At 72.1% G+C, this 14,960-nt stretch carries 14 protein-coding genes; 7 read left to right on the top strand and 7 right to left on the bottom strand.

Annotated features, from left to right (window positions below; genetic code table 11):
* Positions 1 to 6: 6 nt before the first annotated feature.
* Positions 7 to 1,413, bottom strand: coding sequence for a cyclopropane-fatty-acyl-phospholipid synthase family protein (locus AB5J73_RS12670; RefSeq protein ID WP_370969903.1), 1,407 nt, complete (start codon positions 1,411 to 1,413; stop codon positions 7 to 9).
* 88 nt (positions 1,414 to 1,501) lie between these two features.
* On the opposite strand from AB5J73_RS12670, the gene AB5J73_RS12665 reads away from it, so the two are divergent.
* Together AB5J73_RS12665 and AB5J73_RS12660 are read left to right on the top strand one after the other, a co-directional pair.
* A complete protein-coding gene (locus AB5J73_RS12665; RefSeq protein ID WP_370973116.1) occupies positions 1,502 to 2,794 on the top strand; it encodes a hypothetical protein in 1,293 nt (430 codons plus the stop codon).
* A 124-nt stretch (positions 2,795 to 2,918) separates the two neighbouring features.
* Positions 2,919 to 4,145 carry a DUF1707 domain-containing protein gene (locus tag AB5J73_RS12660; protein ID WP_370969901.1) on the top strand — a complete coding sequence of 409 codons (1,227 nt, stop codon included), beginning with the start codon at positions 2,919 to 2,921 and terminating at the stop codon, positions 4,143 to 4,145.
* Positions 4,146 to 4,314: 169 nt separating this feature from the next.
* On the opposite strand, the gene AB5J73_RS12655 is transcribed toward AB5J73_RS12660, so the two are convergent.
* The 3 genes from AB5J73_RS12655 to AB5J73_RS12645 form a co-directional block, all read right to left on the bottom strand.
* On the bottom strand, positions 4,315 to 4,983 hold the full coding sequence (locus tag AB5J73_RS12655) for a response regulator (protein ID WP_370969900.1): 669 nt from the start codon (positions 4,981 to 4,983) through the stop codon (positions 4,315 to 4,317).
* Positions 4,980 to 6,086: a sensor histidine kinase gene (locus tag AB5J73_RS12650; RefSeq protein WP_370969899.1), complete on the bottom strand. Its 1,107-nt coding sequence runs from the start codon at positions 6,084 to 6,086 to the stop codon at positions 4,980 to 4,982. The genes AB5J73_RS12655 and AB5J73_RS12650 overlap by 4 nt, the downstream gene beginning before the upstream one ends.
* Before the next feature lie 83 nt (positions 6,087 to 6,169).
* Positions 6,170 to 7,000 carry a helix-turn-helix transcriptional regulator gene (locus AB5J73_RS12645; protein WP_370969898.1) on the bottom strand — a complete coding sequence of 277 codons (831 nt, stop codon included), beginning with the start codon at positions 6,998 to 7,000 and terminating at the stop codon, positions 6,170 to 6,172.
* 101 nt (positions 7,001 to 7,101) lie between these two features.
* Here AB5J73_RS12645 and AB5J73_RS12640 point away from each other — a divergent pair, with 101 nt between their 5' ends.
* Genes AB5J73_RS12640 through AB5J73_RS12625 form a run of 4 tightly spaced genes read left to right on the top strand, consistent with a single transcriptional unit; the run spans position 7,102 to position 10,398 of the window.
* Positions 7,102 to 8,526, top strand: coding sequence for an MFS transporter (locus AB5J73_RS12640; protein WP_370969896.1), 1,425 nt, complete (start codon positions 7,102 to 7,104; stop codon positions 8,524 to 8,526).
* A 52-nt stretch (positions 8,527 to 8,578) separates the two neighbouring features.
* A complete protein-coding gene (locus tag AB5J73_RS12635; protein ID WP_086858133.1) occupies positions 8,579 to 9,103 on the top strand; it encodes an RNA polymerase sigma factor in 525 nt (174 codons plus the stop codon).
* On the top strand, positions 9,096 to 9,974 hold the full coding sequence (locus AB5J73_RS12630; RefSeq protein WP_370969894.1) for a VOC family protein: 879 nt from the start codon (positions 9,096 to 9,098) through the stop codon (positions 9,972 to 9,974). Before AB5J73_RS12635 ends, AB5J73_RS12630 begins: the two co-directional genes overlap by 8 nt.
* A 46-nt stretch (positions 9,975 to 10,020) precedes the next feature.
* A complete protein-coding gene (locus tag AB5J73_RS12625; RefSeq protein WP_370969893.1) occupies positions 10,021 to 10,398 on the top strand; it encodes a hypothetical protein in 378 nt (125 codons plus the stop codon).
* Here AB5J73_RS12625 and AB5J73_RS12620 read toward each other — a convergent pair.
* The 3 genes from AB5J73_RS12620 to AB5J73_RS12610 form a co-directional block, all read right to left on the bottom strand.
* Entirely contained in the window at positions 10,395 to 12,161 is a 1,767-nt protein-coding gene (locus tag AB5J73_RS12620) for a gamma-glutamyltransferase family protein (protein WP_370969892.1), read from the bottom strand. The genes AB5J73_RS12625 and AB5J73_RS12620 overlap by 4 nt on opposite strands.
* A 30-nt stretch (positions 12,162 to 12,191) precedes the next feature.
* Entirely contained in the window at positions 12,192 to 12,584 is a 393-nt protein-coding gene (locus AB5J73_RS12615; protein ID WP_370969891.1) for a VOC family protein, read from the bottom strand.
* A gap of 124 nt (positions 12,585 to 12,708) precedes the next feature.
* A complete protein-coding gene (locus AB5J73_RS12610; protein WP_370969890.1) occupies positions 12,709 to 14,013 on the bottom strand; it encodes a UDP-glucose/GDP-mannose dehydrogenase family protein in 1,305 nt (434 codons plus the stop codon).
* A 143-nt stretch (positions 14,014 to 14,156) separates the two neighbouring features.
* On the opposite strand from AB5J73_RS12610, the gene AB5J73_RS12605 reads away from it, so the two are divergent.
* Complete coding sequence (locus AB5J73_RS12605) at positions 14,157 to 14,915, top strand: SDR family NAD(P)-dependent oxidoreductase (RefSeq protein ID WP_370969889.1); 759 nt, start codon at positions 14,157 to 14,159, stop codon at positions 14,913 to 14,915.
* Positions 14,916 to 14,960 lie beyond the last annotated feature (45 nt).

Below are 14,960 nucleotides of genomic sequence, written 5' to 3'. Positions count from 1 at the left end.
GGCAGATTAGCGGAGGCTCAGTCCGACCAGGACATACGCCAGTGTGCGGCGGTCGCCACCCAGCCCGGCCGTGATCGACCAGTCCGCGTCGAGCGAGAGCCGCACCTGCCGGTGGGCGTCGAGCCGGACCGGCAGCACCTGCTCGGTCAGCCCGGCCCCGACGTCGGCCTTCGCGACCGGGACGCCGTCCACGGACACCGTGACGCTGCCGTGCTCGGTGGCGTCGTCCGGCAGGTAGGTCTTGAGTTCGAGCGCCTCGACCGGGGCCGTCGTGAGCACCGGGAACTCGACCGAGGGCGCCGCCCAGTCGTCGTGGGCGATGCCGTTCAGCCGCCCGGTCACGACGCCCGCGCCGCCCACCAGCCGTTCGCCGTTGGTGCCACCGGGCCGGAACGAGACGCGGCCCGCCGGGTCGACGGCGCGGGTGTCGCGCACCGACCGCTCGGGCGTCCGGTTGCCGTGCACGCGCAGCGGCCGCGGGGTGGGGTGGAACAGCGCGGTCAGCCGCGTGCCGGTGACCAGCCCGAGGTCGAGCAGGCTGTCGTCGAGCACGCCGATCTCGTCGATCAGGGCGACGTGCGCCGCGTTGTCCATGTCGAAGTTGTGGCCGTAGATGCGGTCGACGAACGGGTCGATCACGTTGCCGTAGGGCAGGAACAGGCTCGGGTGCAGGTGGTCGAGCAGCACCGGCAGGACGTCCTGGGCGCGGATGCCCTCGAACCCGTCGGCGGCGCAGTCGACGTCCTCGAACCGCTCGTCGGTCCGCCCGGTCAGCGAGTTGTGGCGCAGCTCGGGTGGCAGCGTCGCCCAGATCCGGTCGACGACCTCGTGCGCTTCGGGCCACCGGCGGTGCCCGTTGCGGCCGATCATGTCGTGCACGACCAGGACGCCGTCCGCGGTGAGGCTGCGCTTGATCTCGCCGTAGAGGTGCTCGAGGTCCAGCACGTGGTGCAGCGCCTGGAACCCGACGACGACGTCGTGCTCGGCGTCGGCGCGCCAGGTGTTGAAGTCCGCGGTGATCAGCTCGACCCGGTCGGCGACGCCCTGCTCGCGGGCCGACGCCTCGGCGCGGGCCTGCATCTCGGGGTTGAGCTCCAGCAGCCGCAGCCGGACGTTGTCCAGACCGGCGGCGGCCAGGCCGCGCAGCCAGCCGAGCTCCTGGTCGCCGTTGCCGCTGCCGAGGGAGAGCACGACGGCGTCGCGCGAAAGCGCCTGCGCGCGTTCGGCGATCTGCCCGACGATCAGCTCGTCGAGACCGGGTACGCCGAGCGCTTCGAGCTTCGGGCGCACGTGCCGGTTGGACCACCGGTGCGCCGACGGCGGCAGGTTGCCGTGGATCTCCTCCTGGCCGGCGAAGGTCTCGCGCTCCCTGGCCAGCCGCTGGTCGTAGCCCGGCCCTCGGCCACCGCTCATCGCACGTCCCTCCGGGATCACCGTTCCGGACCGCCCGTCACCGGCCCGGCGCTAGGATACGGCCGTGTCCTCCCGTCCTCCGTCGCAGTTGCCCACCCAGCCGGTGCTGCCGAGGACCCCGGAGTCGTTCCTGCCCAAGGAGCACAACCTCTACCGGCCCCGGCACAGCAAGCGCCAGCGCACCGCGCTGGCCTGCGCGGCCTTCTTCTTCGTCACGCCGCTGTTCCTGTCCGCGGTCGGCGTGCGGCCCGAGGCGTTCGAGAACCGGCCGCTGCGCGACTTCCCCAGCCTGTCCGACGGCTTCGGGTTCTTCACCGGCCTGTCCGGCTGGGCGACCGACCACCTGCCGCTGCGCCAGGCCGGGGTCCAGGCCGCCGACGCGGTCGGCACCGGCGTCTTCGGCGACCCGCCCGGGTCCGGCCAGGGCACCAGCCACGACGGCGGCACCGTCGGCGTCGACCAGGGGCAGCCGAACACCGGCGACGTCCCGGGGTACGTCTACCCGACCGTGCTCCCGGGCAAGGACGGCTGGCTGTACCTCGGCGAGGACGTCAACGCGCGGTGCCGCCCGGTGATGGACACCGACCACGTCGTCGCCGCCCTGCGGAAGCTGCGCGGCGTCGTCGAGCGGTCCGGGCGGAAGTTCGAGCTGGTCATCGCGCCGGACAAGTACAGCGAAGAGCCGACGCACCTGCCCGACACCTACGTCGGCAAGCCGTGCGCGCTGGCGCGGACCGCCGAGTTCTGGAACCGCGTGCCGCGCGAGTCCGGCGCGATCGACCTGCGGCCCGCGCTCGCCGACGCCGAAAAGCGGGTCGGGCATTCGCTGTACGACCGCAACGACACGCACTGGTCGTTCGACGGCGGCCTGGTCATGACGTACGCGCTGGGCTCGGCCATCCAGCCCGGCAGCACGGCGAACTGGCAGGCGGCGCCGAACGGCGTCCGGCCGTGGCCCGCCGACCTGGCCCGGGTGCTCGGCAAGAACGAGCAGCGCTCGCTGACGACGTACAGCCTCGCCACCGACGGCGGCGCCGACCGGACCCGCTACATCGCCAGCGACTTCAAGACGCCGCTGCACCTGAGCCAGCCGGACGGCGCCAAGCCGAAGGGCTCGATAGCTCCGAACATGGCGGTGGTCGCCGACTCGTTCACCCAGTTCGCGAGCCCGTTCCTGGCCGCGAGCTGCCAGGACGTCACCATCGTGCACGCCGAGACGGTGGCGCAGAGCACCGCGCAGGAGATGGCCGGCCTGTTCGCCGACCGCGACATCGTGACCTTCGAACTGGTCGAGCGGAGCGTCATCGGCGGGTCCTCGGCGCTGCTGCGCGACCAGACGATCGACCTGCTCGGCCAGGTGCTCGCGGCGCACCCGCGCTGACCTCCGCCACGCGAAGGTAACGACGGGGTGGTGGGCGACGAACAGGTGAGCACACCCGTGCACAATGACTCCGTGCGAACCCTCAGTTCGCACTCGCAGGCGATATACCCAAGGGGGTACCGGGGTGACCTGGCAGGAAGAGCTGCGCAGGCTTGACGAGGAGCTCGCGGCAGGCAACCTGACGGCCGACGAATACCGGGCCCGGCGGGACCGGGTGCTGTCCATGGCCGTGTCGACCGGTGAGAGCCAGTCGGCGGCCCCCGCGCAGCCCGCGCAGTCGCAGCCGGCCGGGAACGCCGCCGAGACCCAGATCATCCCGCCGGTGGCCCCGCCCCAGCAGCAGTCGCAGGAGAACTCCGCGGAAGCGACGCAGGTCGTCTCGGCGGCCGACGCCGGCGGTGGCGAGCGGACCCAGGTCGTCCCGCAGTGGCAGCAGCAGCACCCGCACTCGCCGTCCGGCGGGTTCCCGCAGCAGCAGCCGCCCCCGCAGTACGGCCAGCACTCCCCGGCCGGCGGGTTCGCCCAGCCGATGCAGCAGCAGAACCCGTGGGGCGCACAGCAGCAGGACGTCAGCCCGCCATGGGGCGGCTCGGAGTTCCCGCCGCTGGCGCCGTCGAACAACGCGGACTGGATCAGCCAGGGCCCGGAGAGCTTCCAGACCCAGCCGTCGTCGGGCAAGGGAAAGAAGATCGCGTTCGCCGTCATCGCGGTGCTCGTGGTGGCCGGCCTCGGCTTCGGCGTCTGGGCGCTGTTCATCAAGGACGGCGGCGGCCAGAACCCGCCGGTCGCCCAGAGCTCGAGCCAGCAGCAGCCGCCGCCCGCGCCGACCGTCAAGCCGCTCCCGGAGCCGCCCGCGGCCAAGCCGGAGCCGGCCGACAACTCCGCCGCGCTGATCACCCCGGCGGGCACGACCCGCGCCGGCGGTGGCGAGTTCGACCTCGACAAGCTGCAGTCGGCCAAGTACCTGCCGACGACGGTCATCGAGAAGCTCAAGCAGAGCGGCATGACCGAAGGCCTGCTCAAGACGACCAAGGACGGCGACGTCACGCTGGGCCTGTTCGCGCTGGAGCTGCCGAACGCGCAGGCCGCCTCCGCGGTGGCCGCCGAGTACGGCAACGCGGAGCAGGAAGGCGGCCTGACCGTCAACCGCAACCTGTCGCTGCACGGCGTCCAGGTGTTCTCGGCGGCGGACGCGAACCAGCAGGTCTACCGCGCGGTCTACGTGCTCTACAACCGCGTGATCATCATCGACTCGTTCGGCCCGTCCAAGGACGCGACGCTCAGCTCGTTCAAGACGCTGCTGACCGCGCAGGTCCAGAAGGCGCCGCCGACGGAGCGCACGAACAACTGACGGCTCACCCGAAAGGGTGAGTTCGACCGTGTCGGTGAACGCCGTCCCACTCCCGGACGCCTCTTGAGCAGAGAGTCGGCCGGGAGAGGAGGCGCCGTGATCTGGATCTGCTTGGTCTCGGTCCTCGCCGTGGTGTTCCTGGTGCGGGCCGTGCGGGTGGTGCGCCGGGTCAGGCGGGCCGGCGCGGGCTGACCAGGCCGGACTCGTAGGCCAGCACCACCAGCTGGGCCCGGTCCCGCGCGCCGATCTTCGTCATGATGCGGCTGACGTGGGTGCGGGCCGTAGCCGTCGAGATCACCAGGTGGGCGGCGATTTCGTCGTTCGACATCCCGCCCGCGACGAGCGCGAGGACCTCGCGTTCGCGGTCGGTGATCTCGCGGACGGCGCTGGTGTCGACGCGCCGGTTCTCCGGGCGGCCGACGAACTCCTGGATCAGCCGGCGCGTGACCGTCGGCGCCAGCAGCGCCTCGCCGCTCGCGACCACTCGCAGCGCGCGCAGCAGCTCGACCGGCTCGGTGTCCTTCAGCAGGAACCCGCTCGCGCCGGCGCGCAGGGCTTCGTAGACGTACTCGTCGACGTCGAAGGTGGTCAGGACCAGCACCTTCGTCCCGGCGAGGTCGGGGTCCGCGGTGATCCGCCGGGTCGCTTCGAGGCCGTCGACGCCGGGCATCCGGACGTCCATCACGACGATGTCCGGGTGGTGCTCGATGGCGAGCGCGACGGCCTGCTCGCCGTCGCCGGCCTCGCCGCACACCTCGAAGCCGTCCTCGGTCTCCAGCAGCACGCGGAACCCGGCGCGGACCAGGACCTGGTCGTCGGCCAGCAGGACGCGGATCATGCTTCCCCCTCGATCGGTAGCTCGACGCACACTTCGAACCCGCCGTCGACCGGCCCGGCGGTGCACCGGCCGCCGAGCGCCGAAGCACGCTCGCCCATGCCCCGCAGGCCGTGGCCGGGCGTCGGCTGGGCGGTGCCGCGGCCGTCGTCACGGACTTTCATCGCGAAGCTCCCGGTGCGCCGTTCGAACCGCACGTCGACGTGTTCCGGCCGGTCGGCGTGCCGGACGACGTTGGTCAGCGACTCCTGCAGGATCCGGTACGCCGCCGCGTCGACCGGCGCCGGGAGGTCGCCCGGCTCGCCGTGGACGTCGACCGCCAACCCGGCGTCGCGCGCGTGTTCCAGCAGCTCACCGGCCTGCGCGAGGCTCGGCGCGGGTGCCTTGTCCTCGCCGGAACGCAGCACGGCCAGTGTCGCGCGCAGGTCCTTGAGCGCCGAGGCGCTGGCCGCCTTGATGTTCAGCAGCGCCTCCTTCGCCTGCTCGGGCCGCCGGTCGGCGACGTGCGCGGCGACGCCCGCCTGGACGTTGATCATGGCGAGGCTGTGCGCGACGACGTCGTGGACCTCGCGGGCGATGCGCAGCCGTTCCTGCTCGGCCAGCCGGTGGCGGTGCTCGTCGGCCTGCTCGCGGCGGGCGGCGAGCGCGTCGAGCTGGTACCGGACGGCGGTGCCGACCCCGATCACCGCGACCAGCCAGACGACGAGGAACCCGGCGCCGAACTCCAGCGCGAACGACCCCGAGGTCACGATGTGGACCAGGTAGAGCACGGCCAGCGCGGCGGACCCGGTGATCCCGGCGGTCAGCGGCCCGCGCTGCCGGGTGAGCAGGAACAACGCGACGGTCGGGACGAGGATCACCGGCCCGCCGGGCAGCCCGGAGGCGTAGTAGCCGAACGCCGACGCCGTCGTGACCAGGAAGATCGTCAGCGGGAAGCGGTGGACGAGCAGCAGCGTCAGCCCGGTGGCGGCGAGCCACGCGGCCGCCAGCGGGGACATCGGCGGCGCGCCGGGCTGCCAGCGCGACGCACCGCTGGTCGCCCCGAGCACGAACCCGGTGACGACGACGGTGCGCACCACGCGCCCCACCCACGGCGGCCATCTCATGCCGCGAAAACTACCGGTCGCGGGGCCGGGCCGCGTCCGTCCCGGAGCGACTCCCCGCGTACGCCGTACGCCGTACGCCGTAGTCAGAACACGAGCGGCAGCTTCGCCGCGGTCTCCGCGTCGGCCGGGGTGTAGGTCGACACGGTGATCTCCGAGCGGCGGCCGTAGTGGAGGTAGGTGAAGTTGAACTGCAGCAGCCCGACGTCCGGGTGCAGGTAGCGCTTGGTGCGGATCGGCTCCGAGTTGACGTCGTGGTGCGGCCAGAGCTCGGCGAACAGCGGCGACTCCGCCTTGAGGCGCTTCACCAGCTGCTTCCACGCGGGCTCGGCGACGTGGTCGGCCATCGCCGCGCGGAAGGACGCGATCACGCGCGGGATGTTCGTCTCCCAGTCCAGCATCCGGGCGCGCCACTCGGGGTTGAGCAGGCACTGGACCAGGGTGTTGCGGTCGGCGAACGGGATCGCGTCGACGTCGCCCATCAGCCAGGTGTAGCCGCGGTTGTAGGCGAGCAGGTCGCAGCGCGCGTTGCGGACGGCGACCGGGTACGGCTCCAGCTTCTCGAGCATCAGCTCCATGGCCGGCGTGATGACCTGGCAGTCCTTCTCGCCTTCGGGCTCGGGCGCGCCGGCCAGGCGGAAGAGGTGCGTGTGCTCGTGCGGGTCGAGCCGCAGCGTGCGGGCGATCGCCTGCAGGACCTGCTCGGACGCGTTGATGTCGCGGCCCTGCTCCAGCCACGTGTACCAGGTGACCCCGACACCGGCGAGCTGCGCGACCTCTTCGCGGCGCAGCCCCGGCGTCCGGCGGCGGCCCAGGATCGGGAGCCCGACCTGCTCGGGCGTGATCCGCTCGCGCCGGCTGCGCAGGAACCTCGCCAGTTCCTGGCGGCGCAGTTCGGATTCGACGGCGGTGGTCATGGTGCCAGGATGGCACGCCCGCGAACCTGGTACCAGGTAGTGGCAGTACCAGGATGAACAACAACTGGTACCAGTTTAAATCGAGGCCGATCGTAGTACCCATGACCACGACTGAACTCGCGCCGAACACGACCGGCGCACCCGCCCGGCCTGGGTTGACCCCCGCCGGCCTGGTCACGGTGCTGCTGGGGGCGGCGCTGCCGATCATCGACTTCTTCATCGTCAACGTCGCGCTGCCGACGATCGATGCCGACCTGCACGCCTCCACCGCCACCCTGGAACTGGTGGTCGCCGCCTACGGCATCGCGTACGCGGTGCTGCTGGTGGTCGGCGGCCGCCTCGGCGACTCGTTCGGCCGTCGCCGGTTGTTCTTCGCCGGGCTGTGGCTGTTCACGCTGACGTCCCTGGCCTGCGGAATCGCTCCGACGGCGACCACGCTGGTGATCGCCCGCGCCGCGCAGGGGGCGGCGTCGGCGTTGCTGCTGCCGCAGGTGCTCTCGATCATCCAGGCGACGACGTCCGGCGAAGAGCGCTCGCGCGCGCTGGGCCTGTTCGGCGCGACCGGCGGCCTTTCCACCGTCGTCGGCCAGCTCCTCGGCGGCGGCCTGGTGGCCGCGGACCTGTTCGGCAGCGGCTGGCGGCCGATCTTCCTGGTGAACGTGCCCATCGGCCTGGTGGTACTGGTACTGGCCCGCCGGCTGCCGGAGAGCCGCGCGCACAACCCGCTGGGCGTCGACCGGCTCGGCACGCTGCTCCTCGCCGTGACGCTGCTGTCGTTGCTGGTCCCGCTGATGGAAGGCCGGGCGCTGGGCTGGCCGGCGTGGACGATCGCGCTGCTGGCCGTGTTCCCGTTCTCGGCCGCGGCGCTGGTCCACGTCGAACGCCGCCTGGAGCGGACCGGCGGCACGCCGCTGCTGCCGCCGTCGGTGCTGCGGCTGCCGAGCGTCCGGCGCGGGCTGATGGTGGCGATCCCGTTCTTCGCCGCGTTCGGTTCGTTCATGTTCGTCTACGCGATGACGCTGCAGGAGGGCCTGCACTTCGGGCCGCTCGGCGCCGGTGTCGCGCTGACGCCGCTGGCGGTCGCGTACTTCACGGTGTCGATGCTGAGCAGCCGGCTGGTGGCCCGCTACGGCCAGCGGGTCGTCCCGGTCGGCGGCGCGGTCACGGCGCTCGGGATGGTGGCGCTGCTGTGCACGACGCTGGCGCAGTGGCCGCACCTGACCGTGCTCGACCTGGCGCCGTCGATGGTCGCGATCGGCGTCGGCAACGCGCTGGCGATGACGACGCTGTTCCGGATCGTCCTGTCGCACGTGCCGACCGACCTGGCCGGCGTGGGCAGCGGCGTGATGACGACGAACCAGCAGACGTCGCTGGCGCTGGGGGTCGCGACGCTGGGGAGCCTGTACGCGGCCCTCGCCGGTTCACTGGGCAGCCGGGACGCGTTCGCGCTGGTGATCGGGGTGGTGGCGCTGCTGGCGGCGATCGTCGCGATCACCGGGCGGCGGCTGCCGGACCCGCGGGTTTAGAAATTCCGGATTCACCCGTCGGAAAACCGGTCCGCCGGACGACTATGGGGGTGTGACGGAACCTCGGGTACGACCGGACCCGGCCTTCGCGCTGCTCGGCCTCTACGAGACCGCGCTGCCGGAGGTCTACGGGTACCTGCTGTCCCGCTGCGGCGACCGCACGCTCGCCGAGGAGCTGACGTCCGAGACGTTCCTCGGCGCGGTCGCCGCCTGTCGCAAGGAGTACGCACCGCCAGTGAGCACCGGGTGGCTGATCGGCGTCGCCCGGCACAAGCTCGCCGACCACTGGCGGCGCAAAGAACGCGAGGAACGCGGGTTGCGGCTCGTGCACGACAGCGAGCCGGACGTCGAAGACCCCTGGGACGAGCAGCTCGACGCCCTGCGCGCGAGACAGGTGCTCGACTCGCTCGGCCCGCACCACCGGGCCGCGCTGACCCTCCGGTACGTCGACGGCCTCGGGGTGCCCGAGGTCGCCGGCCACCTGGGCCGCAGCGTGCACGCCACCGAGGCGTTGCTCGTGCGGGCCCGCGCCGCGTTCCGGCGCGCCTACGAAGAGAAGGAGGGTCGCGATGCCTGAGCCGTTCGACGCGCTCCGCCGTCCCTCCGCACGGGTCGAACCCGACCCGGACTTCGCCGCCGAGCTGCGCGACAACCTGCGCCGCTCGATCTTGAACGGAGCCGATATGACGACCACCTCGGAAGCGCCGGCCACCGCCGCCGAACTGCGCTCGCTGACGCCGTACCTCGCGGTGTCCGACGCCCGCGCCGCCCTCGACTTCTACGTCGAGGTCTTCGGCGCCGTGCGCCGCGGCGACCCGATCCTGATGGACGACGGCCGCATCGGCCACGCCGAGCTGGCCATCGGCGACGCCGTGCTGATGCTCGCCGAGGAGTACCCCGAGATCGGCCACGTCGCCCCCCGCGAGGGCGGCGCGTCGGTGCGGGTCGAGGTCCCGGACCCGGACGTGTCGGTGGCCCGGGCCCTGGAGCGCGGCGCGACGCTGATCCGCGAGGTGACCGACTCGCCGTACGGCCGGGGCGGCTCGTTCCGCGACCCGTTCGGCCAGCGCTGGCTGGTCTCCCAGGCGACCGTCTCCCCTCCCGCGCCTTCCCCGGGCGCGGCCATGTACTTCACGTTCCAGGTCCCGGAAGCCGAGCCCGCGAAGTCGTTCTACGGCGCGGTGCTGGGCTGGCAGTTCACGCCGGGCTCGGTGTCCGACGCATGGGGCTTCTCGGGCCCGGGCCTCGAGGGCGGGCTGTGGGCCGGCGACCGGCAGGTCGGCTGGAAGCTGATGTACGCGGTCGACGACCTCGAAGCGGCGTTGACGCGGGTGCGCGAGCAGGGCGGCCGGGCGGGCGAGGTGGAGAACCACCCGTACGGGACCACCGCGGACTGCGTCGACAACCAGGGCATCGAGTTCTGGCTGTGGGAGAAGCCCGGGAAGTGAGCAATCCCATCCGCCGGGCCGTGCGTTCGGGCGCACACTCGAAGGCATGGCCGGGCAATGGGTGCCGCGTGACCACGAAGAGCTGACCGCCGGGTGGCGGCTGTGGCTCGAACTGAGCTCGTCTGCGTGGCCCCGGCCCGGCTGGGACGGCAGCCCGGACGAAGCCGTGCGCGGCCTGCGGGAGCTGGTGAACGCCTGCGACGAAATCGTGTCCACGGCCGCGGGGACCGACGTGGCGGGGCTCGTGCGGTCGATGCACCTGTCCGCCAGCTGGATCTGCGAGCTGTGGCAGGGCGACACCACTCCGCTCGACGCGGAGCGGATGGCTCTGCTGCACAACGATCTCGCCGGGTTCGCCGGCCACGCCGAGGGCGTGCGCACGCTGCTCGCCGAGGGTGGCGGCTGGGCGTCGCTCGCGCTCTAACGCCCCGCGGCGTAGCCCTGCATGCCGCGGGCGTTGGCCGCCGCTCGGAGGAGGCCGTCGGTGCGGGAGACCGCCGACAAGCGGCCGAGGGCCCAGTCGCCCGCGTTCACCACCTCGTGGCCGCGGGCACGCAGGCCGTCCAAAGTGGACTTGCCGAGGCGGGACTCCACCACCAGCTCGCGGGGGTTCCAGGAGCGCGGGTAGAACGAGCTGGGGAACGCCGTCGTGTGCCAGGCCGGCGCGTCGATCGACTCCTGGAGGTTCAGGCCGCCGTAGACGTGGGCGAGCCAGAAGCACAGCTGCCACTGGTCCTGCTGGTCGCCGCCCGGGGTGCCGAACGCCAGGGTCGGGACGCCGTCGCGCAGGGCCAGGGACGGGGACAGCGTGATCCGGGGGCGCTTGCGCGGAGCCAGTGAATTCGGGAGGCCCTGCTCCAGCCAGAACATCTGGCCGCGGGAATCCAGGCAGAAGCCCAGCGACGGGATCGTCGGGCTGGACTGCAGCCAGCCGCCGGACGGGGTCAGGGACACCAGGTTGCCCGCCGCGTCGACGACGTCCAGGTGCACGGTGTCGCCGCGGGTCTGGCCCTGGGGGCCGACCGTCGGCTCGCCGGTCGCGCCGCCCTCGGCCGTGATGCCCTGCAGCGAGTCGAGGATCGCCGGGAGGCGGGCGGGACCACGTGCGTCGCCGGGGCGGAGGGAATCGGACGCCGTGTCGGTGATCAACGCCCGCCGGGAGTCCGTGTACGACGCCGACAGCAGTACGTCGAGCGGCACGTCGGTGTCGCCGTACCACGCCTCGCGGTCGGCGAAGGCCAGCTTCGCCGCTTCGGTCGCCAGGTGCACCGTGCGCTCCGACGCGATGCCGTCCACAAAGGACAACTCGTCGCGGAAGCCGTGCAGGAGCAGCGCCTGCTGGAGCAGCGCCGGGCCCTGCGTCCAGCCGCCCATCTTGACCAGGCGCCGGTCGCCGACGTCGACGAACGCCGGCTCCTCGTACGACGCCGACCACGACGCCAGGTCGTCGCCGGTCAGCAGGCCCGCGTGGTCGCGGCCGGAGTCGTCGCGGAACGCCTGGCGGCTGAACGCCTCGATCTCCTCCGCGACGAAACCCTGTGACCAGGCACGGCGTCCCGCGTCGATCTGCGCTTCGCGACCCGAGACGGCTTCGGCTTCACGCAGCAGCCGTTCCCAGGTGTCCGCCAGCGCCGGGTTCTTGTGCAGGCCCGAAGCCGGCTTGCCGTCCGGCAGCCACAGCGCCGCCGACGTCGGCCAGTGCTCGGTGAACAAGCCGGCCACCGCGCTGATCGTGTCCGAGACCCGCGACACCAGCGGAACTCCGTTGCGCGCGTAGCCGATCGCGTACGACAGCACCGTGCGAAGCGACTTCGTGCCGTAGTCGCGAAGGAGCAGGAGCCAGCCGTCCCAGGCACCCGGGATGGTCGCCGGGAGCAGGCCGCTGCCCGGGATCAGGTCCAGTCCGAGAGAAGCGAAATGCGACGGCGTGGCCCCCGCGGGCGACGGGCCTTGACCGGCCAGCGCCCGCGGGGTCGGGTCGTCCGAGGTCACGAAGAGGCCGGGCACCTGGCCCGCCGGGCCGCACAGGTGCGGCTCGGCGACCTGCAGGACGAACCCGGCGGCGACCGCCGCGTCGAACGCGTTGCCGCCGTCTTCCAGCACCGCCATCCCGGTGGCCGAGGCCAGCCAGTGCGTCGATGCCACCATCCCGAAGGTGCCGGCCAGCTCCGGCCTCGTCGTGAACATGCCCCGATAGTACGCAAAGCTAAGGAACTACTACCAGGACGACGGGCGCGTCCGCTCCGGCTCGTACGGCTGCGTGATGATTTCCATCCCGTTGCCGCCGGGGTCGAGGAAATAGACCCCACGCCCGCCGTGGTTGTGGTTGATTTCGCCGACCTGCTTCCCCATCGGGTCGGCGTGGTACGTCACGCCGGTCTCGACGAGCCGCGCGAAGACGGCGTCGAAGTCGTCCTCCGGGATCAGGAAGCAGTAGTGCTGCAGGCGAAGGTCCTGTTCGGGGACGCTCGCGAAGTCCAGCCGGACGCCGTTGCGCATCTCGACGGGGACGAAGGGGCCCCACTCCTCCCCGACTTCGAGGCCGAGCAGGTTCGCCAGGAATTCGGCGGATTCCCGGTTGTTCCGGGACGGGACGATCAGGTGGTTCAATTCAACGGAAACGGATACTGACACGGTTGAAATGCCTCCGGGGCACTCCCGCCACCTCCATGCCTCACCCAGCCGGTGACCGACACGCGATGCCGTGCCGATCACCTTAGCCAAGATCGACGCCTCAAGAAACCTTGATCCGCGCCGCCGCCCGCGGCCGTCCGACGCCCTGCCAGGACAGCCCGGCGGCCACGAGCACCCGCGGGTCCAGCAGGTTGCGCGTGTCGACGACGTCGATGCCGTCCATGAGCTCGGCCATCGCGGCCCAGTCGAGGTGCTTGAACTCGGCCCACTCGGTCAGCACGACGACGACGTCCGCGTCCTTCGCGACCTGGTAGGCGTCGTCGACGACGGTCATCCCGTCGATCCCGCCGTCGATCGCCGGGTCGTAGGCGGTCAGTTCGGCGCCGAGCGCGCCCAGCACCGACGCCACGGCGAGCGCGGGCGAGTCGCGCAGGTCGTTGGTGCCCGCCTTGAACGCCAGGCCCAGCACGCCGATCCGGGCACCGGCCAGCGTGCCGCCGACCGCGCCGGCGATCTTCGCGACGATCCGGTCGCGCTGGGCGATGTTCTCGTCGATGGCCGAGGTCAGCATCTTGAAGTCGTAGTTCACCGACTCGGCCACCTTGACCAGCGCGCTGGTGTCCTTCGGCAGGCACGAGCCGCCCCAGCCCGGGCCCGGCTTGAGGAACGTCCGGCCGATCCGCCGGTCGTAGCCCATGCCCTCGGTGACCAGGGTGATGTCCGCGCCGAGGCGTTCGCACAGCTCGGCGATCGAGTTGACGTAGGACAGCTTGAGCGCGAGGTAGCAGTTCGCGGCGTACTTCACGAGCTCCGCGCTCGCCGCGTCGGAGACGACGACCGGCGCGTCCAGCTCGGCGTACAGGTCGCCGACCCAGCGCGCGGCGGCGAGGTCGGCCGACCCGACGACGATCCGGTCCGGGCCGAGGAAGTCCGCGACCGCCGTGCCTTCGCGGAGGAACTCGGGGTTCGACACGACCGGCACGTCGGCCCGGCCGAGCATCGCCTGGATCCGCTCGGACGTCCCGACCGGCACGGTCGACTTGGTGACCAGCGCGCACCCGGCGGGCAGGACGGCCCCGATTTCGGTGGTCACCGCCTCGACCGCGCGCAGGTCCGCGGAGCCGCCGGCCCCCATCGGCGTCGGCACGCAGAGGAACACCGCCTCCGCGGTGCGGACCGCTTCCCGCGCGCCGACGACGAACTGGAGCCGCCCGGCGGCGATGCCGCGGGTGACCAGGTCGGCTAGCCCGGGTTCGAGGATGTCGACGCGGCCCGCGCTCAGCCGGGACACCTTCGCGCGGTCGACGTCCACGCAGGTGACGGAATGCCCCAGACTGGCCAGGCAGGCCCCCGTGGTCAAGCCGACGTAACCGGTACCTACCACCACGATCCGAGCTGGCGTCATGGTGCTGAAGGTGACAGCCGGAGTTGACCACGACGCTAACGGAAACAGTCGCCTCCGAGAGCGGTGAGCGAAGACACGAACCGTGCGTGCGAACGAGCGTTAACCTGAGTCCGCGAACCGGAGCAGCGAAGGGAACGGCACAGATGCAGATCACGGACACCGCGGCGCTCGTCACGGGTGGCGCGTCGGGCCTCGGCGGAGCCACGGCGAAGGCGCTCGCCGCCAAGGGCGCGAAGGTGTTCGCGCTCGACCTGGCGCAGTCGATCGAGAAGGCCGAGCAGGTCGACGGCATCACCTACGTCGAGGCCGACGTCACCGACGTCGAGCAGGTCGAGGCGGCCGTCGCGACCGCTTCGGGCGCCGGTGTGCCGCTGCGGACCGTGGTGAACTGCGCCGGCATCGGGCCGTCCGCGCGGATCCTGTCCAAGAAGGGCCGCCACGACCTCGCGCTGTACGCGAAGGTCATCCAGATCAACCTGGTCGGCACGTTCAACGTGCTGACCGTCGCGGCCGAGGCGATCGCCAAGACCGAGCCGCTCGCGGACGACGCCCGCGGCGTCATCATCAACACCGCGTCGATCGCCGCGTTCGACGGCCAGATCGGGCAGGTCGCCTACTCGTCGTCCAAGGGCGGCGTCGTCGGCATGACCCTGCCGGCCGCGCGGGACCTGGCCTCGCACGGCATCCGCGTGCTGACCATCGCGCCGGGCATCGTGGACACCCCGATGCTGGCCACGGTGAGCGACGAGTTCCGCGCGGCGCTGGCCGCCGGGATCCCGTTCCCGAAGCGCCTCGCGCGGCCGGACGAGTACGCGCAGCTCGCGCTCTCGCTGATCGACCACGACTACCTGAACGGCGAGGTCGTCCGCATGGACGGCTCGCTCCGGATGGCCCCGCGCTGACCCCGAGGGCGGCACTTTCATGGGGAAAGTGCCGCCCTGGGGTGG

The sequence above is a fragment of the Amycolatopsis sp. cg9 genome, assembly GCF_041346945.1.
Classification (GTDB): domain Bacteria; phylum Actinomycetota; class Actinomycetes; order Mycobacteriales; family Pseudonocardiaceae; genus Amycolatopsis.
The sequence above is the reverse complement of the archived record's forward strand: the minus strand, read 5'-3'. Positions and strand labels throughout refer to the sequence as shown.